The sequence below is a fragment of the Bradyrhizobium sp. CIAT3101 genome (assembly GCF_029714945.1).
Taxonomy (GTDB): Bacteria; Pseudomonadota; Alphaproteobacteria; order Rhizobiales; family Xanthobacteraceae; genus Bradyrhizobium.
Window position 1 is genome coordinate 1,932,896 of sequence record NZ_CP121634.1, and the last position, 24,747, is coordinate 1,957,642.

At 64.7% G+C, this 24,747-nt stretch carries 21 protein-coding genes; 13 read left to right on the forward strand and 8 right to left on the reverse strand.

The genetic code is table 11. From position 1 onward, the window contains the following. Positions 1-50 precede the first annotated feature (50 nt). Together QA645_RS08975 and QA645_RS08980 are read right to left on the reverse strand one after the other, a co-directional pair. Positions 51-1,523 (reverse strand): hypothetical protein, encoded by a 1,473-nt coding sequence (locus QA645_RS08975; protein WP_283049679.1) that lies wholly within the window; start codon positions 1,521-1,523, stop codon positions 51-53. Next, a complete protein-coding gene (locus QA645_RS08980) occupies positions 1,520-3,010 on the reverse strand; it encodes a hypothetical protein (protein ID WP_283049681.1) in 1,491 nt (496 codons plus the stop codon). The genes QA645_RS08975 and QA645_RS08980 overlap by 4 nt, the downstream gene beginning before the upstream one ends. Positions 3,011-3,302: 292 nt before the next feature. Here QA645_RS08980 and QA645_RS08985 point away from each other — a divergent pair, with 292 nt between their 5' ends. From QA645_RS08985 to QA645_RS08995, 3 genes are all read left to right on the forward strand, one after another. Next, complete coding sequence (locus tag QA645_RS08985; RefSeq protein ID WP_045002731.1) at positions 3,303-3,467, forward strand: Flp family type IVb pilin; 165 nt, start codon at positions 3,303-3,305, stop codon at positions 3,465-3,467. A gap of 165 nt (positions 3,468-3,632) precedes the next feature. Next, positions 3,633-4,901: a glycosyltransferase family 87 protein gene (locus tag QA645_RS08990; RefSeq protein ID WP_283049685.1), complete on the forward strand. Its 1,269-nt coding sequence runs from the start codon at positions 3,633-3,635 to the stop codon at positions 4,899-4,901. Positions 4,902-5,135: 234 nt separating this feature from the next. Further along, positions 5,136-5,762, forward strand: coding sequence for a phosphoribosylanthranilate isomerase (locus QA645_RS08995; protein WP_283049687.1), 627 nt, complete (start codon positions 5,136-5,138; stop codon positions 5,760-5,762). A gap of 188 nt (positions 5,763-5,950) precedes the next feature. Here the strand turns inward: QA645_RS08995 and QA645_RS09000 are convergent, their stop codons facing one another. Continuing rightward, a complete protein-coding gene (locus QA645_RS09000) occupies positions 5,951-7,510 on the reverse strand; it encodes a glycosyltransferase 87 family protein (RefSeq protein ID WP_283049688.1) in 1,560 nt (519 codons plus the stop codon). Positions 7,511-8,014: 504 nt separating this feature from the next. Between QA645_RS09000 and QA645_RS09005 the strand changes: the two genes are divergently transcribed. Further along, a complete protein-coding gene (locus QA645_RS09005; RefSeq protein ID WP_200469738.1) occupies positions 8,015-8,695 on the forward strand; it encodes a TetR/AcrR family transcriptional regulator in 681 nt (226 codons plus the stop codon). Positions 8,696-8,837: 142 nt separating this feature from the next. On the opposite strand, the gene pyk is transcribed toward QA645_RS09005, so the two are convergent. Continuing rightward, a complete protein-coding gene (pyk, locus tag QA645_RS09010) occupies positions 8,838-10,274 on the reverse strand; it encodes a pyruvate kinase (RefSeq protein WP_254133872.1) in 1,437 nt (478 codons plus the stop codon). Next, a complete protein-coding gene (locus QA645_RS09015; protein ID WP_254133871.1) occupies positions 10,271-10,867 on the reverse strand; it encodes a DUF1036 domain-containing protein in 597 nt (198 codons plus the stop codon). The genes pyk and QA645_RS09015 overlap by 4 nt, the downstream gene beginning before the upstream one ends. Before the next feature lie 157 nt (positions 10,868-11,024). Here QA645_RS09015 and QA645_RS09020 point away from each other — a divergent pair, with 157 nt between their 5' ends. The 3 genes from QA645_RS09020 (at position 11,025) to QA645_RS09030 (ending at position 12,407) form a co-directional block, all read left to right on the forward strand. Further along, positions 11,025-11,330 (forward strand): DUF1244 domain-containing protein, encoded by a 306-nt coding sequence (locus QA645_RS09020; RefSeq protein ID WP_254133870.1) that lies wholly within the window; start codon positions 11,025-11,027, stop codon positions 11,328-11,330. A gap of 198 nt (positions 11,331-11,528) precedes the next feature. Further along, a complete protein-coding gene (locus QA645_RS09025; RefSeq protein WP_008546273.1) occupies positions 11,529-11,801 on the forward strand; it encodes a DUF2312 domain-containing protein in 273 nt (90 codons plus the stop codon). Between the two features lie 186 nt (positions 11,802-11,987). After that, positions 11,988-12,407 (forward strand): DUF1801 domain-containing protein, encoded by a 420-nt coding sequence (locus QA645_RS09030; protein ID WP_283049696.1) that lies wholly within the window; start codon positions 11,988-11,990, stop codon positions 12,405-12,407. A gap of 12 nt (positions 12,408-12,419) precedes the next feature. Here the strand turns inward: QA645_RS09030 and QA645_RS09035 are convergent, their stop codons facing one another. The 3 genes from QA645_RS09035 to QA645_RS09045 form a co-directional block, all read right to left on the reverse strand. Then, on the reverse strand, positions 12,420-14,039 hold the full coding sequence (locus tag QA645_RS09035; protein ID WP_254133868.1) for a DUF882 domain-containing protein: 1,620 nt from the start codon (positions 14,037-14,039) through the stop codon (positions 12,420-12,422). A gap of 273 nt (positions 14,040-14,312) precedes the next feature. Next, complete coding sequence (locus QA645_RS09040) at positions 14,313-16,559, reverse strand: L,D-transpeptidase family protein (protein ID WP_283049699.1); 2,247 nt, start codon at positions 16,557-16,559, stop codon at positions 14,313-14,315. Between the two features lie 348 nt (positions 16,560-16,907). Beyond that, positions 16,908-18,404: a sigma-54 dependent transcriptional regulator gene (locus QA645_RS09045; protein WP_254195232.1), complete on the reverse strand. Its 1,497-nt coding sequence runs from the start codon at positions 18,402-18,404 to the stop codon at positions 16,908-16,910. 127 nt (positions 18,405-18,531) lie between these two features. On the opposite strand from QA645_RS09045, the gene QA645_RS09050 reads away from it, so the two are divergent. The 6 genes from QA645_RS09050 to QA645_RS09075 all read left to right on the forward strand — a co-directional run bounded on the left by QA645_RS09050 (position 18,532) and on the right by QA645_RS09075 (position 24,695). Further along, entirely contained in the window at positions 18,532-20,469 is a 1,938-nt protein-coding gene (locus QA645_RS09050) for a M3 family oligoendopeptidase (protein WP_254133865.1), read from the forward strand. A gap of 208 nt (positions 20,470-20,677) precedes the next feature. Continuing rightward, positions 20,678-20,830 carry an aa3-type cytochrome c oxidase subunit IV gene (locus QA645_RS09055; protein WP_008136857.1) on the forward strand — a complete coding sequence of 51 codons (153 nt, stop codon included), beginning with the start codon at positions 20,678-20,680 and terminating at the stop codon, positions 20,828-20,830. Positions 20,831-20,974: 144 nt separating this feature from the next. Beyond that, on the forward strand, positions 20,975-22,102 hold the full coding sequence (locus QA645_RS09060) for a Re/Si-specific NAD(P)(+) transhydrogenase subunit alpha (RefSeq protein WP_254133864.1): 1,128 nt from the start codon (positions 20,975-20,977) through the stop codon (positions 22,100-22,102). Positions 22,103-22,113: 11 nt separating this feature from the next. After that, the gene (locus tag QA645_RS09065; protein WP_014492434.1) at positions 22,114-22,431 is read left to right on the forward strand and encodes a proton-translocating transhydrogenase family protein; all 318 of its coding nucleotides are present in this window, start codon (positions 22,114-22,116) and stop codon (positions 22,429-22,431) included. A 39-nt stretch (positions 22,432-22,470) separates the two neighbouring features. Continuing rightward, a complete protein-coding gene (locus QA645_RS09070; protein WP_254133863.1) occupies positions 22,471-23,871 on the forward strand; it encodes an NAD(P)(+) transhydrogenase (Re/Si-specific) subunit beta in 1,401 nt (466 codons plus the stop codon). 23 nt (positions 23,872-23,894) lie between these two features. Then, the gene (locus tag QA645_RS09075) at positions 23,895-24,695 is read left to right on the forward strand and encodes an alpha/beta hydrolase (protein WP_283049701.1); all 801 of its coding nucleotides are present in this window, start codon (positions 23,895-23,897) and stop codon (positions 24,693-24,695) included. Positions 24,696-24,747: the final 52 nt, after the last annotated feature.

Genomic DNA, 24,747 nt, shown 5'->3' on the forward strand with positions numbered 1-24,747 from the left:
CATTGAACTGCGTCAGGAACGAAGAGACAAGACTGCTTGGCAGGCCGTTCTCACTTCAGCGGCGCGGTGTCCTGATCATCCCGCACATGGACCACCGCGATCTTGTCCGCATAGGCCCGCTTCCAGCCCTTGATGTGATCCAGCATCTGGGCCGCCGGTGAATCCGGCGTCAGCAGCGTCGCGTCGATTCTGTTGTCGTCGAGCATGCGCAGGAGGCCGGTGACGTCGCGCCCGTCTTCGGCGGCAAAATAGTCCATCAGGAATTTTTCGCCGTAGAGCTCCGATCGTCCGTCGACGAAAGGCCTGAGGTCGCGGACGATCAGGTAGCCGCCAAAACCATACGAGTTGAAGACGCGCGCGGCCTTGCGATCGATCAGCACATCGACGGCCGCGACCGGCGTCTGTGCCGTGGAGAATTCGAAGGTGTGACGGCCTGCAAAGGTCGCGGTTATGCTTGCGGTCGCGAGCACGATGGCCACCGCGGCCAGCGCCGCCGGGGCGCCGGGGGCCATCCGCAGGCTGCGCGGTGCATCAGGGATAGCCCTGAACCAGCCGCCGAGTGGCTGCGCCAGCACCAGGGGCACCAGCACGCCAAAGGTCTCGATGCTGCGGACATGCGCCAGCGCCATCCAGGTGGTGCCGAGGATCAGCAGCACGCGCGGCGGCGACAGCGCCAGCCCGCGCGTGAGTGCGAGACCGAGCAGGCCGAGCAGCGCGCCCGCGAACGGGCTGAAGGTGCCAAAATCGGCCGGGCGCCATTCGGCGATGACGGAGAAGGACTTTCCGAGGCTGAGAATGCGCGCTGCACCGAGCAGCGTGTCCAGGCCATAGGGCGTGCAGCAACTCGCCGCCAGCGCGCCGAACCCGAACGCGGCCCACCACATTGCGAGCGCCAGCCGGCGCGACGGCGCCGCGCGCCAGAGCGCTTCGAGCCCGATTGCGCCGGTCAAGGCGAGGCCGAGTACGAAGCCGCCGTGAAGATTAGCCCATAGCATCATCAACGGCAGCAGCAGGAAGGATGGTGCGCGGCCGCGGTCGGCCGCGGCCATCAGGCCTCCGGCCCAGGCAACCATGACCGGCAACGCCAGCACGTGCGGGCGGGCCAGCAGATGCGGCGCGGCCAGCGTCATCGCCAGCAGGCAGAACACCAGCGCATAGGGCAGGTCGAGATGCCGTTGCAGGAAGGTCAGCAGCAATGCCATTGCCAGCGCGATCGCAGCCGCGGTCAGCACGACCGGCCCGGCCCATCCCCAATGGGCATAGGCCGTCGCGAACAGGACCTGCGACAGCCAGGAGGTCGAGAGCCAGACATCGCCCTGGTGCGTCAGCGAATAGAAGTCGGTCCAGGGGACGGCGCGATGATCGAGGATCCATTCGCCGACCTTGATCTGCCAGAGCGTGTCGGGATCGTGCAGCAGGCTGTCGCCGTTCAGCAGCAGCAGCAGGAAGGTCGCGGCCGCGACGCACAGCGGCGCCAGATTGCGCTGCGCGCGCGCGATCGGAACGCTGGCCGCGATGGTCATGGCTTGGCCGGCACGGCCGCATCGGGCGCGCCATCCCGCACATGGATCACGGCGATGTTGTCGGCATAGAGCCGCTTCCAGCCCTTGATATGATCGAGCACCTGCGCGGCCGGCATGTCGGCGCCCATCAGCGTGGCGTCGATCTTGTACTCTTCCAGCAGCCGCGTCAGGTTATCGAGCTTCTTGACCTCGACCGCCTTGAAGAAGTCCATCACGAACTTCTCGCCATAGAGCTCGGCGCGGCCATCGACGAAAACCGGGATGTCGCGCGAGATCAGATACCCGCCGAACTGGTAGGCGTTGAAGATGCGCTGCGCCTTGCGTTGCTGCAACAGGTCGACGGCGGCGACCGGCGTCTGGTCCATCGTGAAGGTGAAGCGGTGATGCGACATGTAGATCGAGGTCGTGGTCCAGGCCGCGACCGCGATCATCAGCGCGCCGGTGATGGTGACGTAGCGCGCGGCCCAGCTCTCGCCGGCTTGCGCGTCAGCTTGCGGCAGCGGCGATGTCTCGCCGAGCGGTTTGGCCAGCACCAGCGGCACCAGGAAGGCAAAGGCCTCGATGCTCCTGACATGGGTGAGGCCCATCCAGGTGAAGAGCAGGATCAGCAGGATGCGCGGCGGCGACAGCGTCATGCCACGGAACAGGCCGATCGCGATCAGGCCGAGGATCGCGGCTTCGAAGGCGGAGAACGAGGCGAAATTCGCCGGCATCCATTCCGAGATGACCGACAGCAACTCGCCGAGATTGAGGATGTTGGTCGCGCCCAGCAGCGTGCGCCAGCCATAGGGTGTGACGCAGGCGGCCGCCATCGCGGCGACGCCGAACAGGAACCAGCGTGCGAGCAGCCGGACCTGCTTGCCGGAATCGAGTGTCCAGATCGCCTCGATCGCCATCGGGCCGATCAGCGCGAGGCCGAGCACGAAGCCGCCATGCAGGTTCGCCCACAGCGACATCAGCGGCAGCCAGACCCAGGATGGCGTGACCTTGCGGTCGGCCGCATTCATGAGAATGCCGACCCACGCGATCATCACCGGCAGTGCCAGGATGTGCGGCCGCGCCAGGATATGGTGCAGCGACAGCAGCACGGCCAGCATCGCGAACAGGACCGCGCGCGGAATTTCGAGATGCGCCTCGAGCAGGTAGACGAAAACGGCAGCCGATGCCGCGATCGCGAGCGCGGTGAGGATCACGGGCCCGGCCCAGTCCCATTGCGCGTAGGAGATGGCGAACAGGATCTGCGACAGCCAGGACGTCGAGATCCACGGCTCGCCGGGGCGTGTGAACGAATAGAAGTCGGTATAGGGCAGGGCGTGGTGATCGAGGATCCACTGCCCGATCTTGATCTGCCAGAACGAGTCGGAGTCCTGAAGCAGGGTGTCGCCGATATAGAGGAAGAACAGGTAGGCGCCCGCGCCGACGCACAGCGGCACCAGCGCGCGCGCGCGGCTTTGCACTGCAATGCTGTTGGTGAAGGATAGGGACATGCCGCCTCGTCTTGTTCTTGGTCCTGTTGGCCGAGCGGGCGGCATTTGACCATGGCGATCATAACTTCCCGTAAATCGGCGGAGCTACCTCGCTTCATGACGGTGCAATTTAACCGATTGTTTTAGATTTCGGTTTACCATCGGCGAATACATACAAACGGTTCCGCATTTACGCAGTCGAATTAACTGCGGCGCAAGTCTTTGCCTTTACGTTGAGTTCCATGGTCGGGCGGCGCTGGGAAGCCGAAAAGACCAGACCAGTTGAAGCCACGTGTATCCTTTGGAGCAGTCTATGAAGAACCTCGTTTCGCGTTTCGTGAAGGACGAATCCGGCGCCACCGCCATCGAATACGGCCTGATCGCCGCCGGCATCGCGCTGGCGATCATCACCGTCGTCAACAACCTCGGCACCACGCTGAACGCCAAGTTCGGCTCGATCTCGTCCAGCCTCAAGTAAGCTAGACGATCAACGGAATAGCGAAGAGCCCCGTCATCGACGGGGCTCTTTTGCTTTGCCCGGAGCATCGGGGCATTCGACGATCACGCTTAAGCCTCCTTCAAGTCCCGCGGGTGTATGGCTTGGACGCATCCGCGTCACCGTATTTGCGTTAAAGGAAGCCGCATGGCCGAAGCTTCGTCCGCCCCGCCTGCCGTTGCTCGTCACGGCGCGCTCCCTGCGACGCTCCTCAACATCTCCTTCGTGCTGGCGATCGTCACGCTGGCGTATTTTCCGACGGCCTATCTCACGCATGTGTGGATCTTTGGCGCGGATGGACGCGGCATCCCGACGGACTTCGTCAATGTTTGGGCGGCCGGAAAACTGGCGCTGGAGGGCCACCCCGCGCTAGCCTGGGATTGGGACATCCAGAAGCAGGTCGAGCTTGCTCTGCTCAAGCAGGATTTCGTCGGCCATTTCGCCTGGCACTATCCGCCGCCCTTCCTGTTCGTCGCGTCTTTTCTCGCGCAGTTTCCCTATGCTGTGGCGTTCATCGGCTGGGCCGCGTTCAGCATGGTGCCCTATCTCGCCGTGATGCGCGCGATCATCGGGCGCAATGCGGGCCTGGTGCTTGCGATTGGATTTCCCGCCACCTTCATCAACATCTTGGTCGGGCAGAACGGTTTCCTCACCGCGTCCCTGATCGGCGGCATGCTTTATCTGCTGCCGACGCGACCGGTGCTGGCTGGAATCTGCCTGGGCCTTCTGAGCTACAAGCCCCAATATGGACTGCTGTTTCCGCTGGTGCTGATCGCCGCCGCCGAATGGACGGTGCTCATCACCGCCGCCATCGTCACCGTGACGATCGCAGGAGCGTCCTGGCTCGCATTCGGGACCGAAAGCTGGCAGGCCTTCTTCCACTGGATTCCGATGTTCTCGCAGGCCTTCCTGACCGAAGGCAGGGCCCCCTGGTTCAAGATGCAGAGCATCTTCGCGTTCGTGCGCTATGTCGGCGGCACCGAGCAGCTCGGATGGATCTTCCAGTGGGTGTTGACGGCAGCGGTTGCGGTCGTGCTGGTCGTGATGTGGCGGAGCAGAGTGCCTTACGCGCTGAAGGCGGCGATGCTCGCGGCGGCAACGCTACTCACGACGCCCTATCTCTTCATGTATGACCTGGTCGTGCTGGGCATCGCGGTGGCCTTTCTCATCCGCGCGGGGCTCGATGAGGGATTTGCGCGCCACGAGGTGATGGCCCTGGCGCTTGTCTTCGCGCTGCTCGCGACCTTCCTGTTTCTCGGTCAGCCCGTGGGCTTCCCTGCGATCCTCATCGTCTTCGGGCTGATCCTCGGCCGTTGCGCCGCCTGGCGCGCTGCCGAGGCTCGGGCTGCAGAGGCGGCATCGATGCAGCTAGCGGCAGGGACTTATATACCTGACACCACACGATACGAAATCTAGGCCGCGTACTCATAGACCGTCGGTGATGTCCGCTGTCCTCCGATCCCGACCGCCCTTTTGCAACTGCAGCGAATGCGCGATGGGCAGCAGCAGACATCGGTGCGAATAAATCAATCTTTAATTATGAGGCTTGAGGGCGTTTAATCCTATCGCAGTAGCTTTGAATGATACCGCAAAACAAGAAATGGCAAGACATCGATCTCGCGAACGAGCGGCAGCCGGATCCGGTAATAGATGAAGGTCAAGGTCAAAGTTTGCGGGCTTGCCACGCCGGAGGCCGTTGATGCTGCTGTGAAAGGCGGCGCGACCCATATCGGGTTCGCATTTTCCCGTATGCCCTCTGCTGGCTATGTCACCCTCGAGCAAGCTGCGGAATTGGTGGCGTGCGTCCCCCGCCATGTCCGGAAGGTCGGAGTGTTCTTCGAACAGGATAGCATTTTCTTTATGGCGGCGATCCATGCCGCACGATTGCACATTCTGCAATTCAACGGAATTGATCGACCATCGGGAATTGTCGGAAAAGCTGTTTGGGGCGTCGTGCCGGTCCGGACTGCAAAGGATCTGCGCGCAGCCACACGGTGGAAGGGCATAGCTGATCGCATTCTTTACGAGTTGAAGCCGCCGGACGACGAAGCGTCCGAAGCTGGCTCCGCGCTGCGGGGCAACTGGAATTTGCTCCGGGGGATCAAACATCCTTTGCCTTGGGCGCTTGGTGGTGAGCTTGATCCGAGCAATGTAGCCGAGGCGATTGCCACCACCGGCGCAAGGATGATCGATGTCTCGTCCAGCCTTGATAATGAATTGGGTGTCAAAGATCCGGCCAAGATCTCAGCACTCCTCAATGCGGTGCGCTCCATATGAAGGGTGTCCAGCGGATCACAATGATTGTCCGCTTTGGGTCATTTTCGACGGTTTCACCGGGCATTGTCGGCAGGTCGATGTCCGCTCCTGCCCGTAAGCGCCGAACCGGGGCCGTGGGTAACCGTATCGTGGGTAAGGCCCGCGATATCCGAAATGATCTACCGCGAGCAGGCTCCGATCGTTCGACGCTAGCGCGAACTCCGCTCGATGAGCGGGCAGCTCTCGAGCACCGTGCCGAGGCGGGCGCCCTCGATGGCGACACAGGGCCTGGTGGGATCGATGGCAAGCGCGTAGCGATCCAGCAGCGCGCTGCGGTCCGGTTCGCCGCGCATGTGCAGTTCGCGAATACCGCCGGGCAGCGGAGCCTTCAATCCGGCGCGGATGCGCTGGTCGAAGATGCCGCCGGGAACGATGGGCACACCGATATCGGCGAGCAGGTAGAAGCGCGACTGCGGCGGAAGCTGCGGCGCGATATAGGCGAGCGGCTTGCCGAGGATGAAGTAAGTCGCGGGCTGATCGAGCGCGTCGGCGATCTTCGGCCGGTAGGTGTCGGACCAGGGGCGGTGCCACCAGTCCGCCGGCTGCGACCACAATGCAATCCCGGCTGCAACCGTCACCATCAGTGCGTTCGGCGGAACGGGGAACGCCGTGCGCAATGTCGGCCCCGCGCTCGCAGCGAGGCGCGCGAGCAGCACAACGATGATCGGGCCGCACAACAGTTCCAGAACCACCGCATAGCGCTGGATTGCGAACAGGCCGAGCCACGCCAAATACGAGACGGCAAACAGCACCACCAGCTGCACATCACGTCGCGTGAGGATCGCGCTGACGCGCGTCATGCGCACAACGAGGCCGAGCATGAGCAGGATCGCCACGACCGCGAAGCGCGCATCGCGGAACGGATGCTCCGCGCCTCGGTGGTCGCCCATCAGCCAATAGAACGGATAGGCCAGCGCGTCCGCCACGCTGTGCGGCATGAACTGCGCGTCCATCAGATTGATCGCCGCCACCTCGCCTGACTGGAAGACGGCATTGAACAGCGGGAAGATCGGATTGCCGGTGTCGCGCCAGGCGATCAGGCACCATTCGCCGCCGGTGATTGCCGCGCCGACGATCCCGCCGAGTCCCAGCAGGACCGTCGCTCGAAGCGGCCGCACGGCGGCGAGCAGTGCTGCGATTGCGCCTATCGCGTAGACCACATTGGTCAGCTTCAACCCGACCGCGGCGCCGATCAGGAGCCCGGCGAGCAGATAGCGGGCGCTCGGTCGGTGATCCGCAACCAGGATCAGCAGGAAGCCGCCGACCACGGGCAATGCCAGCAGCACGTCGGAAAAGCTCGTGCCCACTTCCGAGAGCGTCATCGGACCTGTGGCCGCGATGACGACCGCCGCCGCGATCGCCGCGAAGGTCGCGGCTTGTCCCAGGACCAGACGTGCAAACAGGCAGATCAGCGCGAGGTTGAGGCCGTGAATTGCGCCGATGATCATCAGCCCATACGGCGACGGCAGATAGTGGCGGAGGTAATAGACCGGAAAATAGACGATCGGATTGAAGTAGGTTTGAAACCCCGGCGGGACCGCATCGACGCCATAGCGGCCGTTGAGCAAGGCCCAGACATTGTATTCGTGGTAGTTCTGCCAATCCCAGTTGACGTCCTGGCCCATCGCGAAGGTGTAGAGCGCGCCTGCCAGCATCGAGCAGACGACGATGGCGATGGGTGCAAGCGCTCGTCCGCGCAGGTTCGTCATCCCTGATCGCCGCAGGCCTCCGGCCGCGGGCACCGACATAGCCTCTCGCAAGTCAGCGGCGGTTGTCGCGCGTTGCAGCATCAAAGCGCCGGCTGATGGGCGCAGCCTTTTTCGAAAACGGGGCGCGACGCAGAAGATACGCTGGTGGAACGCATTGCCGAATTCCGATTGATACGCGTAGGACTATGGCCGGCCAGTTAAGGTTGCATGAATCTGTGCGCGAATTCTGCTGCCTTGCGCGCAAAGGTCGCGCACGGTCGAGCAATGGTGCTGCCATCCGGCAGACGCAGCAGAATGCCGCCGCCGTCGCTCGAAATTCTCGGAATTCGATTATACCGAATCGCAGCCTAAGCGGGTGAAGCGGCGAAAACTGGCATCACGCATTTGCTTCTTGTCATCCCCCCTGAATAGTTGTTCAGTCCTTGCGGGGCGATTTGCATCTAGTGCAGTGACGAAGCGTTCGGCCGCGGGCGTGCGGCAGGCGTGTGGGACAGGAAGCGCGCCATGGTTTATCGGCGAACGCATCAAGTGGTTAAGCGCCTTGCGGCACGGCGCAGCGCCATCCTGGCGGCGGCAAGGGAAGCCGCAGCCGAAGGCGGCATGGCGGCGGTGCAGATCGCACCGGTCGCGGTCCGGGCCAACGTGGCGGCCGGCACCGTCTACCGCTACTTCCCCTCCAAGGCCGAGCTGATCTCCGAATTGATCTCCGAGGTCTCCCGCGACGAGCTCGCGGCGATCCGGCGCGCGGCCGATGCCGCGCCCGGCCCGTCGTCCGCGCTGGCGGCGGCCGTGACCACGGTGGCCGTCCATACGCTGTCGCAGCGCCGGCTGGCCTGGGGCATCCTGGCCGAGCCTGTCGATGTCGATGTCAGTGCCTCACGCCTTGCCAGCCGTCGCGAGATTGCCGGCGAGATCGCCGCCCGGATCGACGCCGCCGTACGCGCCGGCCATCTGCCGGCGCAGGACACCGCGTTGGCCGCGACCGCGCTGCTGGGTGCGCTGCACGAAGCGCTGGTCGGTCCGCTCGCGCCCGACAATCTCGAAGATCCCGTGAAGATGCGCGACGCAGTTCAGACCGTGACGCTGCTTGCGCTGCGCGCCGTCGGCGTCATGGACGCCCGCGCCCGAGGTCTCGTGGTGCAGCAGACGCTGCTGCCGACGACCAAGGCGCTGGTCGGGGCCTGATCCGATGGCGGCCTCGAGCTGATCGCGCTCAGGCCGTTGCCTGAGCCCGTCTTTTCGCAAAACCCGCGCAAGGCGGCCTGACCGGCCGGCTACTGTGCATGGGGTTGTTTTCGCGTTTTTCGTTGGCGGCCTGCCTGCCGCCTCACATCTGCGCCTCGCCCTCGGGACCGACCGAGGCGATGCGCACCATGTTGGTGGTGCCGGGAATGCCGAGCGGCACGCCGGCGACGATGATCACGCGCTGGCCGGCGCGGACGAAACCGTCGCGGAAGGCGATCTGGCCGGCGCGGCTCACCATGTCGTCCTGGTCGCGCGCATCTTCCGCCACCACGCAATGCACGCCCCAGACGACGGCGAGCCGGCGTCCGGCCTGGATGTTCGGCGTGATCGCCACGACCGGCGGCTTCGGCCGCTCGCGCGCCACGCGCACGGCGGTCGAGCCCGAGCTGGTCCAGCAGATCAACGCGGGCAGGTCGAGCGTCTCGGCGATCTGCCGCGCGGCGTCGGCGATGGCGTCGCCGGCGGTGGATTCCGGCGCGGGGCGCTGGGCCGTGATCACGGACCGGTAAGTCGGGTCGCGCTCGACCTCCTCGCCGATGCGGTTCATGGTCGAGACTGCTTCGACCGGGAATTTGCCGGCCGCCGATTCCGCCGACAGCATGATGGCGTCGGCGCCCTCGTAGACGGCGGTGGCGACGTCGGAGACTTCGGCGCGGGTCGGCACCGGTGACTGGATCATCGATTCCAGCATCTGGGTCGCGATCACCACCGGCTTGCCGGCGCGGCGCGCCATGCGCGTCATCTGCTTCTGCAGGCTCGGCACGCGCTCCAGCGGCAGCTCGACGCCGAGATCGCCGCGCGCCACCATCAGCGCGTCGGAGGCCTCGATGATGTCGGCGAGGCGATCGATCGCCTGCGGCTTCTCGATCTTGGCCATCACCGCGGCGCGGCCGCGGATCATCTTCTTGGCCTCGATCACGTCGTCGGCACGCTGTACGAAGGAGAGCGCAATCCAGTCGACGCCGGTGACCAGCGCGGCCTCGAGGTCGGCGCGGTCCTTCGGCGTCATCGCCGAGACCGGTAGGTCCGTATCCGGCAGGCTGACGCCCTTGCGGTCGGACATCTTGCCGCCGACCACGACGCGCGTCACCGCGTGTTCCTTCGAGGTTTCCTCCGCGATCAGCCGCACCTTGCCGTCATCGAGCAGCAGGGCATGGCCGGGCCGCAGCGCAGCGAGGATCTCGGGATGCGGAAGATTGACGCGCGTGGCATCGCCCGGGGTCTTGTCGGAATCGAGCGTGAAGGTCTGGCCGTTCTGGAGCTGGACCGAGCCTTCGGCGAAGGCGCCAAGCCGGAGCTTCGGGCCTTGCAGGTCGACCAGGATGCCGATCGGGCGGCCGTAGCTCGACTCGACATTGCGGATCGTCGCCACCAGCTCCCGCATCTTGTCATGCGGGGTGTGGCTCATGTTGATGCGGAACACGTCGGCGCCGGCCTCGAACAGGCGGCGGATCATCGCGAGATCCGAAGAGGCAGGTCCGAGGGTCGCGAGAATCTTGATACGGCGAAGACGCCTCATGGCTTATTTCCAGACGGTGGCGAGGGGGCTGGCGGAAGGCCAGGCGCGGCGGGGGGCGTACCACCGGGCGGGCTATTGGGCAAACCCGGAACGCCGCCACCGGGGCCAACAGGGCCGGGCATCCCGGGGACGCGTTGCTGGGAAGGCTGCTCGTTGGCGTCGGTGAGCTGGACCGTCCAGGCCCGCTGCTCGCCGGTATCGACCTCGAAATAGCCGGTCCGGTCATAGCCGCGCGCCAGGCAGTCCTCGGTGCCGCGGATGGTGAATTCCTTGTCGCGCGAGCACATGAAGGCCTGCCCCGACCACTCACCGCCGCGGTCATAGTCGATCGCGTAAATGTAATAGTAACGGGCGACCAGCGTTCCCCGCAGCAGCGTCTCGCAGGAGCGGGACGAGATGTTCCACCAGCCCTCGGTGGTCCAGCCGTCGGCATCCTTGTAGCCAAGCGCGATGCCGACCCGGCTCGATGTGTTGTTGCAAAGCCGGAAATCGGCCGCGGCCGGGCTGGCCCAGATGCACAACAGGCCAACCACCAGCACCGGGACCAACCGGGCGAGCAGGCGAAGGGGGGCGGGGAGAGATTCGGCGATCATTGTCGCGGAAGCTATATCAGATCATTGACGATTTGGCGTAGGGGCGGGCGGAACCAGCCTCGGGGGCCGTTTGCGCCGCGATATGGCAAAATCTGTGACAGGACCCTACCTGATCCCGTAAGGGTGACGACATCAGGGCCAGCCAAGGGATCCAGCTATGGCAATCGACGACAAAACCAGAACGGAGCTCGAGGCGGCCGCTTTCCGGCGCCTGGTCGATCATCTGAAGACGCGGACCGACGTCCAGAACATCGACCTGATGAATCTGGCCGGTTTTTGCCGCAACTGCCTGTCCAACTGGCTCAAGGACGCCGCCGACGCGCAAGGCGTGAGCTTGAGCAAGGACGAGAGCCGGGAGGCCGTCTACGGCATGCCCTACGAGACCTGGAAGGCGAAGTACCAGGGCACGGCCAGCCCCGAGCAGCTCGAGGCGATGAAGAAGGTCCATCCCCACAATCACTGAGGCGACTGTCCGGCACGCCGCTCTGAGTCGCGCCACACAACAGCTTTCTTCGGTCGCCTGCAGGAAGGTGTGGGCGCGCTGTGGACGAGCGCGATGCTTGCTTGAACGCGGTCGGCGCGAACCCTAAGGGTCTAGCCAGCACGCGCGGTGAGGTTGCCGGCGTCACCTCGTTTTGCCAGTTCCATTGGGAGTACCAAGATGGCCACCTCCGCCGCCGTCCGCGACGACGAGCCCGCGACGAAATTTGCCAAGGACCAGCTCAAATCCATCATCGAGCGCATCGAGCGGCTGGAGGAAGAGAAGAAGGCCATCTCCGACGACATCCGCGATGTCTATGCCGAGAGCAAGGGCAACGGCTACGACGTCAAGGCGCTGCGCACCATCGTGCGCCTGCGCAAGCAGGACCCGAACGAGCGCGCCGAGGCCGAGACGATTCTCGAGACCTACATGCAGGCGCTGGGGATGATCTGAGGCCTCGCTGTCGTCCTGGCGAAAGCCAGGACCCATAACCACAGGCCGTGGTTATTTGCGAAGGCTAGTCGTTGCGTTACCCTCGTGCGGGACTGGCACCGCGCTTTCATCGATGGATTCCGCGGTATGGGTCCTGGCTTTCGCCAGGACGACACCGGTGGCGTAGAAGCATCGAGGGAGATGTCAGTGACTGCACCGCCGCTACCGCGTGACGTGAACCGTGCCTTCGGCGCTCTTCCGGCGCCGATCGGCGAGCGGCTGCTCCAGGTGCGCGACCTGATCTTCGCGACGGCTGCCGCGCATGACAATGTCGGCCGGCTCACCGAAACGCTGAAATGGGGCGAGCCCGCTTACCTGACCGATGAGACCGGCAGCGGCTCGACCATCCGGCTCGGCCGCCTCAAGGATTCCGACCACGCCGCCATTCTCTTCAACTGCAAGACGACGCTGGTCGATACGTTTCGCGAGCGTTTTCCCGATCAGTTCGAGTATCGGCAAACGAGAGCATTGTTGCTGCCGGTGACGGGCAAGCTGCCAAAGCAGGAGCTCACGATCTGCCTGTCGCTGGCGCTGACATATCATCTGGATCGGCGGAAGAAGCGCTGACCGCGCTTGACGTCAGCGCAGCGCGGCGGTGCGCACGACGAACGACGTCGTCTCGAGCTTGGCGGTGGCGCTGCCCGAGAAACTGTCGCAGGACAGGCCCTGCATCGGGTCATCGGTGAAGCCCATCGCGATCACAGCCTGCGGCTTGACGAAATAGCCGCGCATCGCCGCCATATCGAGCTCGCCCATCAGCGTGACCGACATCGCGCGGCTGGCGCTCGGCGACAGCATCACGATCTTGAGCCAGATGCTCTCACCCTTGGCGGCGGAGAGACGGGTTGCGGTGGCGATCATGCCGTCGGTGCTCTTGCCAACGACCGTGTTGATCTCGGTGGCCGGCGCGGCGTTGCGGGCCGCGGACACCGGGCGCACGCCGCGCGGGATCGGCGCAGAGGCGGCGACGACGTTTGCGCGATCGACCGGCGAGGCGGCCGGCGCGTAAGCCAGCGCCTGAAGGGTCGCGTTGGAGACGCTTGCGGTCGGCTGCGGGTCGGTCGCGGCGGCGAGTGCCTGGCGCGCCTTCAGGGCTGCGACCTGGGCGGGCGTCGCCTGCTGCGGCGTGGCGGGAGCATCCCAGAAGCCGCGGGCATTGATGATGTCGGCCGGTGTCTCGGGCTTTCCGTCGGCGGATTTGACGGCAGCCGGCTTGTCAGCCACGGGCGCGGGCTTCGGCTTGGGCGGCGCAACGAGCTGCGCGTCAGCCGAAGCAAGCTGGATCGCGGCGGCGACCGACGGCTTGGCGCGGGGCGTCGGGACCGGGTCGGCCGGCTTGGCGGCGGCCGCGACCACGGTCGGTGTCGCCGGCTTCTCGGCTGCGCCCTCGTCGTCCTCGTCGCTGCCGGCGGCCGGCGCCGACTTGCTCTTGAACAGGGCAGCGAAGAAGCCCGGCTTGCTGGCGCCGTCGTCGCCGCTGCCGCGCCGCTCGATGTCGGCCTTGGCGAGCTCGTAACCCTTCAGCGGTGTGCCGTCGGTCGGGACGTGGACCGTGCGGCCATCCGGGAAGACGCGGACGAGCTGGTCATGCGTCATGCGCGGCCAGTGCCGGATGCTGCCGGTGTCGAGATGCACGAAGGGCGAGCCGGAGGTCGGGTAGAAGCCGACGCCGCCGCGCTGCAGGCGCAGGCCGGCGAAGCGGATCTGCTCCAGCGGAACGTTCGGAATGTAGAAGTCCATCGCATGGCCCAGCATGTGCTGGCTGAAGCGCGCCACGCCCGAGGAGCGACGGCGGAGCATGGCGTTGGTGGCGGGGGAGCGATAGGACGAGATGATCTGGATCGGCTGCTTGCCGTCGACGTCGCGATAGACTTCCCAGAGGATATCGAAGAGGTGACGGTCCATGACCGTCTCGTCCTGGGTGCGCCAGTCGCGCAGGAAGTGATTCAGCGTCTTCAGCGCGGCTTCGTCGTAGCGGCCATCGCGCTTGAAGGTGACGGTGAGATCTTCGCCGGAGTGGGTGTGGTGGAAGGAGAGGGTCTTGGTTTCGTTCAGCGCGGCAGCGTTATGAACCGAACCGGCAGCCGCAAGCAGCACCAGCGAGGCGAGGCCGATCCGAGATCCGACCTTCACTCCCGCATGGGACAACGACACCGCAGCAAATTGGCGTGCGAAACCAGCCAGCACGTATGAGCCCACCCAGTCGACGAGCGTTCAAAATGGACTCTCCCGCTAACCCCGTTAGCGCGCGAAAGAGGATGAACGCTTTGTTAAAACGAGAAGGTTAATTCGAGGTTGACCTTCCCGCCCCCAAACCAAGTCAGACTACAATCCTAAACGGTTGACTGTGGCAAAAAAACGCCCGCTGCCGGAACCCGGGTGGCGAATGGTTAACGTCAAACGACCCCGTCCAGAGGGCGGGGTCGATGATTTTATTGAAGAATTTTATGTGCTGGGGCGTCGGACTGGAGCTCAGCGGGTGAACACCCGCTGGGGCTTGCGGCCGACCGGGGCCGGCGGCTGGGCAGGGGCACCACCGCCGAACAGCCGCTCGAAGAAGTTCGGGCCGGACGAGCCGAAGCCGCCGCCATTGTTGGCGATCGCCACGCCGGACGGCAACGTCGTCGCCGGGCGCGAATAGCTCGGCTGCGAGTGGGCCACGACGTTCTCGAGATCCTTGCCGCGGCTGTTCTTCAGGATGTTGATCATGGTCGCGTCGCGGCCATAGACGTCCTTGCGGAATTGCAGCTTGCCGCCGTCATCCACGAACGCGGTCTGGTAGGTGATGTTGACCGGGATCGGCGTCGGGAATTTCAGGTCGATCTCACCCGAGCCGTACATGCTGCGCACGCGCTCCGGGGTGTACTTCTCGCCCGGCATGGCGATGTTGAGCAGCACGGACGCATACTGATCCGGATACTGCACGCGCATGCAGCCATGGCTGAAGGCGCGATCTTCCCTGGCGAACAGGTTCTTGTCGGGCGTATCGTGCTGATAGACCAGGAACTTGTTCGGGAAGTTGAAGCGGATGCGGCCGAGCGCGTTGGCTTCGCCGGGCGGCTGCGAGATGTGCACCGAGCCGTCGCGGTTCTGCTCGAGCTTCAGGCCCATGCGCTGAAGCACGGTCGGGTCCTGCTGCAGCGCCGGCAGATATTCGCCATAGACGATCGACGGCGGCACGTTCCAGGTCGGGTTGACCGTGATGTACTTCATCGTCTCGGTCAGCAGCGGCGTGGCGTGCTGGCCCGGCTTGCCGGTGACGACGCGGGTGGTCCAGACCTGCTGGCCGCGCTGCATCACCTTGAGCGTGTAGTCGGGAATGTTGAGGATGACATAGGCGTCGCCGAGCGAGGGCACGCCGAGGTCGCGCGGCAGCCAGCGCCAGCGCTCCATGTTCACCAGCACGGTGTCGATCTGTTTGTCGCGCTTCGGGCTGTTCAGCGCTTTCACGGTCGCTGCGTCGAGCACGCCGGTCGCCTTGATCTCGGCGCCGTCCTGGAATTTGCGCACGGCGTCGGCAACCGTGGCGTCATAGTGATCGTCGCTGGCGTTTTCGGTGATGCCGAGCTTGGTGCGGAGCTGGGGCACGCGCGAATCCTGCACCACGACTTCCGCCTGCTTCTTGCCCTTGGCGGGCGTGTACTTCAGCGTCGGGCCGTCGGTGATCTCGATCACCGAGCCGTCGCCCTGGCCACGCAGCTGCGCCAGCTTCGCCTTCAGCTCCTTGTAGAGCTTCTGCGGCGGGTTGTAGCTGTCGAGGGCGACGGAGGCGTCGGCTGCCGTCGTGACCTTGGTCAGCACGTCGTTCGGATCGGTCGGATGCTCGGGATAGAGGATGTCGGCGCTGACCTGCGACCAGTGCATGCGGCCGCTCTGCGCCTGGCGCGCATAGTCGAACATGCTGGCGGTGAGCTTCAGCTCGGCGTCGGCGAGCGCGTCGGGCGTCGTGGCGGCGGCGAAATCCGGCACCGGATAGTCGGCGGCATTGAGACCGTCGGAGGCCGCATCCTTCAGCCGTGCGATCACGCCCTTGGCCGCGGCCGTCAGGCTGCCGGCCTGCGTCCAGACCGGCGCGAAGTCACGGGCGCCGTAGAATTTCTCGACGGCAGCGCGCTCGTTCTTGCGGTCGAAATGGCGCGAGGTCTTGGCGCCGATGATATCCTTGATCTTGTCGGCGACCGGCTGGTCGGCGGCGGGGACGTTGCTCGCGGCCTTCACGGGCTCGGCGGCCGGGGGCGCTGCCGCCGCCGCGGGTGCAGCGGGGGTGGCCGCCGGTGCTGCCGCGGTATCGGCCTTGGCGGGTTCGGATTTGGCGGGTTCGGTGGTGGCGGGCTCGGTCTTGGTCGTCTCGGTCTTGGCCGTCTCGCTCTTCGGCGCGTCGGCTGCCGGCGTGGTGGCGACGTCGGATGGCTTGGTCTCGACCTTGTCCGGAGCCGGAGCGGCTTCGGCCTTCACGGGGTCCTTTGCAGTTTCCTTGGCAGTTTCCTTCGGCGCATCCTGGACGGTGGCGGTGGTGTCGAGCTTGATGTCGGATGCGGTCGGGGGCGGGACGTTTGCGGGCTCGGGGCGCGGGATCGCGGCTTCGATCGCTAGCTCGGCGGCGCTGCTGCGCGCCTGATCCTGCGCCAGCGCCGAGCCGGCCGATACCGTGAGGAAGGTCGCCGCGACCGTCGCCAAAACGCGGTCAAAGCCTGCACGGTGGTTCAAACAGTCACGCATTGTGTCGCACCCCTTGGGTGAACTGTCCCCCGTGGAACAGCTTTCGTTATCGCCTAATTGAGTTTCGGCTAAACCGCGCCGGCCTCTCGAAAGTTGCACGCCTGCACGCAACGATTCATACGCAGACGATATACAGGCCCCGTTTTGGCGGCCAGCGCTACCCGGGACAACTCACGACAAACTGACTTCAAGACAGGCTGTTTTGCAACGGATTGTGCGCTTTCATCGCGCGCTTTTCCCGGTGTCTGTCACTTCCAAGTCACGGTTTGGCTCGCCGCCGAATTTTGCCGTAATTCAACGGGTTGCGGGCGCAAGGCCGAGCCGCGCGAACCTCCGTTCGCATCAGGTTCAGTGCGTCTCCTCGCCGCTTTTCCCGCCATGTCCGGGAACCCCGGCTTCGTCGAGTTTGCGGTAGAGTGTGGACCTGCCGATTTTGAGGCGACGTGCCACCTCGGACATCTGTCCGCGGTAGTGCGAGATCGCGAAGCGGATGATCTCGTTCTCCATGTCTTCCAGAGGACGGACATCGCCGTTGGGTGTCAACATCGAGAGAGACCCTGCCAGCGGCAGCGGCGCGATCGGTATTTCACTACCCGACACGACCGAGGGCGCTGCGATCGGCTCGATCATCAGCGGCGCGGTCGGAATCTCCGTCGCCGACTGCGGAAGCGACGCAAGCAGCGGGAAATCGTCGAGACCGAGCTGATCGCCCTCGCTCATCACCACCGCGCGGTAGACCGCGTTTTCGAGCTGGCGGATGTTACCGGGCCAGTCGAGCTGGGCGAGATGCGCGACGGCCTCGCCGCTGACGCCGGAGATGGGGCGGTTCTCCTCGGCGGCAAAGCGCGCCAGGAAATGTCGCAGGAGATGCGGAATGTCTTCGCGCCGGGCCCTGAGCGACGGGATCGTCAGCGGCAGCACGTGCAGGCGATAGAACAGATCTTCCCGGAAGTGTCCCTGCTTGACCCGCTCCAGAAGCTTGCGATTGGTCGCGGAGATGATCCGGACGTCGACCTTGACGGGCTTGCGGCCACCGACGGCCTCGACGGCGCCTTCCTGCAGTGCGCGGAGCAATTTGACCTGCGCGGTCAGCGGCAGCTCGCTGACCTCGTCCAGAAACAACGTGCCGCCATGGGCCTCGATGAACTTGCCGGTATGTCGCTCGGTCGCGCCGGTGAAGGCACCCTTCTCGTGGCCGAACAGGATGGACTCGACGAGGTTGTCGGGGATCGCGCCGCAATTGACGGCGACGAAGGGCTTTGCCTTGCGCTCGCCGCTGCCGTGGATGGCGCGTGCGAACATCTCCTTGCCGACGCCGGACTCGCCTTCGATCAGCACCGGGATCGAGGAGTTCGCCGCCTTCTGCGCCGCGCGCATCACGCCCGTCATCGCTTCGGCGCGCGTGATGATGTCGGAGAAGGTCAGACGGCCCTCGCGGCTGTGACGGATGCGCTGCAATTCGCCCTTGAGTGCGGAGGCGTTGAGCGCGTTGCGCAACGAGACCTGGAGCCGCTCGAGGCCCACCGGCTTGACCACGAAATCGGCAGCGCCTGCGCGCATCGCCGAGATCACGTTGTCGATGCCGCCATGCGCAGTCTGCACGATGACGGGGACGCTGAGGCCCGCTTCGCGGATTTTCGCCAGCACGCCCATGCCGTCGAGGCCGGGCATGACGAGGTCGAGGATCACGGCGTCGATCGCCGGCGCATCGGGAGCGGTGAGGGTGGCGATTGCGGCGTCGCCGGACTCCACGACGATCGTCTCATAGCCGCATTTCTGCACCATGTTCTCGACCAGACGGCGGGCTACGGCGTCGTCGTCGGCGATCAAAATACTGGCAGCCATGGTGCTCCCCGCACGCTACTACTATCTGTCTCGAATCGGGTCACTCTGGCCGAAGCCGATTAACGCACTCTTAAACCTTGATGCCCCCGCCCGCCGCAGCGTTTGTTGAACACAGGTTTCCCACACAATGACTTCGCGCTCCAAGACTGCTCTCAGAAAGACTGCCCTCAAAAAGACTGCTCTCAAAAAGACTGCCCTCAAAAAGCCTGCTCTCCGCAAGCCAGCTGCCAAGCAATCCGCCGTCAAGAAATCTGCCGTCAAGGCAAAGCCCTCCAAGCCCGTGAGCAAGACTGGCAAGCTTCCGGAGTGGAACCTCGCCGATCTCTATTCCGGGATCGATGCGCCGGAAGTCGCGCGCGATCTCGAAACGATGGATGCCGATTGCGTCGCGTTCGAGACGGACTACAAGGGCAAGCTCGCAACAGGCACAGCAAACGAAGATGGCGGAAAATGGCTCGCGGAAGCCGTGCGGCGCTATGAGGCGATCGACGATCTCGCCGGCCGTCTCGGCTCATATGCCGGCCTCGTCCACGCCGGCGACAGCGTGGACCCTGCGATTTCAAAGTTTTACGGCGACGTCTCCGAGCGGCTGACGGCGGCGTCGACGCATCTTCTGTTCTTCGCGCTCGAGCTCAACCGCGTCGATGACGATATTTTGAACCGCGCGATGCAAACCGCCGAGCTCGCGCATTATCGTCCGTGGATCGAGGATCTGCGCAAGGAGAAGCCGTATCAGCTCGACGACAAGCTCGAGCAGCTGTTCCTGGAGAAGGCGCAAACCGGCTATTCCGCGTTCAATCGATTGTTCGACCAGACCATCTCGGGCCTCCGCTTCAAGGTCGGCGCCAAAGAGCTTGCGATCGAGCCGACGCTGAATTTCCTGCAGGATCGCGACGGCGCCAAGCGCAAGGCCGCGGCGGAAGCGCTGGCAAAAACCTTCAAGGCCAATGAGCGCACCTTCGCGCTGATCACCAACACGCTCGCCAAGGACAAGGATATCTCGGACCGCTGGCGCGGCTTCAAGGATGTCGCGGACTCCCGCCATTTGAACAATCGCGTCGAGCGCGAGGTGGTGGATGCGCTGGTCGCCTCCGTGCGCGCCGCCTATCCAAAGCTGTCGCATCGATACTACGCGCTGAAGGCAAAATGGTTCGGCAAGAAGCGGCTGGCTTATTGGGATCGCAACGCGCCGCTGCCGTTCGCCGCGACCGATGTCATCGGCTGGGGCGACGCGCGCAACATGGTGCTGACGGCCTATCGCGGGTTCTCGCCCAAAATGGCCGATATCGCCGAGCGCTTCTTCACCGACCGCTGGATCGATGCGCCGGTGCGTCCGGGCAAGGCGCCGGGCGCCTTCTCGCATCCGACCACCCCGTCGGCGCATCCGTATGTGCTGATGAATTACCAGGGCAAGCCCCGCGACGTGATGACGCTCGCACACGAGCTCGGCCATGGCGTGCACCAGGTGCTCGCTGCGAAGAACGGCGCGCTGATGGCGCCGACGCCGTTGACGCTCGCCGAAACCGCCAGCGTGTTCGGTGAGATGCTGACCTTCCGGCGGCTATTGGCGCAGACCAAGAGTCCCAAGCAGCGCCAGGCGCTGCTCGCCGGCAAGGTCGAGGACATGATCAATACCGTGGTGCGGCAAATCGCGTTCTACTCGTTCGAGCGTGCGGTTCACACCGAGCGCAAGAATGGCGAGCTCACCGCGACGCGGCTCGGCGAGCTCTGGCTGTCGGTGCAGGGCGAGAGCCTTGGACCGGCGATCGAGATCAAGGCGGGCTATGAGAACTACTGGATGTATATCCCGCACTTCATCCACTCGCCGTTCTATGTCTACGCCTATGCCTTCGGCGATTGCCTCGTGAATTCGCTCTATGCCGTCTACGAGAACGCGGCCGAGGGCTTTGCCGAGCGCTATCTCGACATGCTCGCGGCCGGCGGCACCAAGCACTACTCCGAGTTGCTGCGGCCGTTCGGGCTCGACGCCAAGGACCCGAAGTTCTGGGACGGCGGACTCTCGGTCATCGCCGGGATGATCGACGAGCTGGAGGCGATGGGCTGAGGGCCAAGTGCCCGAATTTCGGGCAGGATGGCTGCAGAGCATTCGTTGAACCGGCGTTCAGCGAATGCTGCGTCGCGCGCGGGATCCACGATAATCGGGATTCCAAATGAGCCTATTTGCTGGAAAACCGCGCTTCGGTGCCGTTGCCCTGCCCGAAGGTTTAAGGTATCCCAACCGAAGAATTCGACTTTCGACTGGGGACATCATCATGGCTGACCATAGCGAAGTGGCCTACACCACCGCCGACGGCAACGACTACGTTGCCCACGAGCAGACCTACGAGGGCTTCATCAAGCTCGTGAAGTACGGCACGGCCTCGGTCGCGCTCATCGTCATTCTGATGGCGATCTTCCTCACCTAATTCGTCTTTGGCGGCTGCCTCCATCTTTGGCGGCAGCTGCCCACAAAATTTGCAAACAAGCCGGTTCCAAAGCCGGTAAGCAACGTTGCGGGAGTAACGCTAAGTTTTTGCGCGCGCGCTTTTTCCCGCGTCGCCGGAGGGCCTATGAAGATCGCCGTTGCCAAGGAAATCGATCCGTCGGAGCCGCGTGTTGCCGCTTCGCCCGATACGGTGAAGAAGTTCAAGGCGCTGGGCGCCGAGATCGCCGTCGAGCCGGGCGCCGGCCTCAAATCGGGCCTGCCGGATTCCGAGTTCACCGCCGTGGGCGCCACGGTCAGCGCCGATGCGCTGAAGGACGCCGACATCATCATCAAGGTGAAGCGCCCCGAGGCGTCCGAGCTTTCGCAGTACAAGCGCGGTGCGCTCGTCATCGCCATCATGGACCCCTACGGCAACGAGGCGGCGTTGAAGACGATCGCCGATGCCGGCGTCGCCGCCTTCGCGATGGAATTGATGCCGCGCATCACCCGCGCGCAGGTGATGGACGTGCTGTCGTCGCAGGCAAACCTCGCCGGCTACCGCGCCGTGATCGAGGGCGCCGAGGCCTTCGGCCGCGCCTTCCCGATGATGATGACCGCAGCCGGCACCGTGCCTGCCGCCAAGGTGTTCGTGATGGGCGTCGGCGTCGCCGGCCTGCAGGCGATCGCGACCGCGCGCCGTCTCGGCGCCATCGTCACCGCGACCGACGTGAGGCCCGCGACCAAGGAGCAGGTCGAATCGCTCGGTGCGAAGTTCCTCGCCGTCGAGGACGAGGAATTCAAGAACGCGCAGACCGCCGGCGGCTACGCCAAGGAAATGTCCAAGGAGTACCAGGCCAAGCAGGCCGCGCTCACCGCCGAGCACATCAAGAAGCAGGACATCGTCATCACCACCGCGCTGATCCCGGGCCGGCCCGCGCCGAAGCTCGTTTCGGGCGAGATGGTCAAGTCGATGAAGCCGGGTTCGGTGCTTGTCGATCTCGCGGTCGAGCGCGGCGGCAATGTCGAGGGCGCCAAGCCGGGCGAGGTCGTCGATCTCGATGGCATCAAGATCGTCGGCTACACCAATGTCGCCGGCCGCGTCGCGGCCTCGGCCTCGAGCCTCTACGCACGCAATCTGTTCTCCTTCATCGAGACCATGGTCGACAAGAAAGAGAAGAAGCTCGCCGTCAACTGGGACGACGAACTCGTCAAGGCCACCGCGCTGACCAAGGACGGCGCCGTGATCCACCCGAACTTCCAGCCGAAGGCGTAAGGAGATCCGTCATGGAGCATGCTGCACAGGTCGTCGATCCCTTCATCTTCCGGCTTTCGATCTTCGTCCTCGCCGTCTTCGTCGGCTATTTCGTGGTGTGGTCGGTGACGCCGGCACTGCACACGCCGCTGATGAGCGTGACCAACGCGATCTCTTCGGTGATCGTGGTCGGCGCGTTGCTGGCCGGCGGCGTTGCCAACGTATCGAGCGGTTCGGGCTGGGCGCGCGCCTTCGGCTTCGTCGCGCTGATCTTTGCCTGCATCAACATCTTCGGCGGCTTCCTTGTCACCCAGCGCATGCTGGCGATGTACAAGAAGAAGTCGAAGTAAGCGGCCACCTCGGGCTGATGGGATCAATGGGGACCTGAGATGAGCGCCAACCTCTCTGCATTTTTGTATCTCGTGGCGGGAGTGCTGTTCATCCTGTCGCTGCGCGGGCTGTCGAGCCCGGCGTCGTCGCGCCAGGGCAATCTGTTCGGCATGATCGGCATGGCGATCGCGGTCGCCACCACGCTGGCCAACCATCCGCCCGCGGACGGTCTCGCCTGGGTGCTCGTCATCGTCGGTATCGCGATCGGTGGCGCGATCGGCGCGGTGATCGCGCGTCGCGTGCCGATGACGTCGATGCCGGAACTGGTCGCCGCCTTCCACTCGCTGGTCGGCATGGCCGCAGTGCTGGTCGCCGCCGGCGCGTTCTACGCGCCCGAGGCCTTCGACATCGGCACCCCCGGCAACATCCATCCGCAGAGCCTGGTCGAAATGTCGCTCGGCGTCGCCATCGGCGCGCTGACCTTCACCGGCTCGGTGATCGCGTTCCTGAAGCTGTCGGCGCGCATGAGCGGCGCGCCGATCATCCTGCCGTTCCGTCACATCATCAACATCGCGCTGGCGATCGCGCTCGTCGTCTTCATCGTCGGGCTGGTGATGTCGGGCAGCGCGTTCGATTTCTGGATGATCGTCATCCTGGCGCTGGCGCTCGGCGTGCTCATGATCATCCCGATCGGCGGCGCCGACATGCCGGTCGTGATCTCGATGCTCAACTCCTACTCGGGCTGGGCCGCGGCCGGCATCGGCTTCACGCTGGGCAACTCCGCGCTGATCATCACCGGCGCGCTGGTCGGCTCCTCCGGCGCGATCCTGTCCTACATCATGTGCCACGCGATGAACCGGTCCTTCATCTCGGTCATCCTCGGCGGCTTCGGCGGCGAGACCGCGGCGGCCGGCGGCGGTGCAGGCGGCGAGCAGAAGCCGGCCAAGCTCGGCTCGGCGGACGATGCGGCCTTCATCATGAAGAACGCCTCCAAGGTCATCATCGTGCCCGGCTACGGCATGGCGGTGGCGCAGGCCCAGCACGCGCTGCGTGAAATGGGCGACATCCTGAAGAAGGAAGGCGTCGAGGTGAAGTACGCCATTCATCCGGTCGCGGGCCGCATGCCCGGCCACATGAACGTGCTGCTCGCCGAGGCCAACGTGCCCTATGACGAGGTGTTCGAGCTCGAGGACATCAACTCCGAATTCGCGCAGGCCGACATCGCCTTCGTGATCGGCGCCAACGACGTCACCAACCCGGCGGCCGAAGAGGACAAGACTTCGCCGATCTACGGCATGCCCGTGCTCCAGGTCTGGAAGGCCGGCACGGTGATGTTCATCAAGCGGTCGCTGGCGTCGGGTTATGCCGGTATCGACAATCCGCTGTTCTACCGCGACAACACCATGATGCTGCTCGGCGACGCCAAGAAGGTCACCGAGAACATCGTCAAGGCGATGTAGCATCGGAGAGCCGGCGGTAGGCGATGACAGTCCTGAAATGGATCGCCATCGTCGTTGCCGCCGGATATCTCGCCGGTCTCGTCCTGCTCTATGTGAAGCAGCGGGACATGCTGTTTCCGATTCCGACGACCGAGCGCAAGTCGCCGGCCGCGGCGGGATTTCCGCAGGCCGAGGAACACATCCTCACCACCTCCGATGGCGAGAAGGTCATCGTCTGGCATGTGCCGCCGAAGCCTGGCCGCTCGGTGGTGCTGTTCTTCCACGGCAACGGCGACTTCCTCGCCGGACTTGCCGGGCGCTTCAAGTCAATCACGGCTGACGGTACCGGTCTCGTTGCGCTGTCCTATCGCGGCTATGCCGGCTCCAGCGGTGCGCCGAGCGAGGACGGGCTGCTGCGCGATGGCGCGGCCGCCTATTCATTTGCGAGGGAGCGCTACGACGCACAGCGCATCGCAGCCTGGGGCTTCTCGCTCGGGACCGGCGCTGCCGTCGCGATCGCGTCCGAACACCCGGTCGGAAAGCTGATCCTCGAGGCGCCCTATACGTCGATCGCCGATGTCGCGGCCGCTCATTTTCCGTTCGTCCCGGTCCGCCTCCTGATCCGCGATCCCTTCCACTCGGACCAGCGCATCGCGCGCGTTGCGGTCCCGCTGCTGATTGTGCACGGCGCGCAGGACCAGACTATTCCGATCGCATTCGGCGAAAAACTTTTTGCGCTGGCCCGCGAGCCGAAGCAGTTTGTCCGCGTCGCCGGCGGCGGGCATGACGATCTCGGAAATTTCGGTATCGCCGAGACCGCGCGAGCCTTCATCAACGGGTCATGAGGGCTGACGCGCGCGATGTTCTCGCGCATACTCGGCCTCCAGTTGCTTGGAG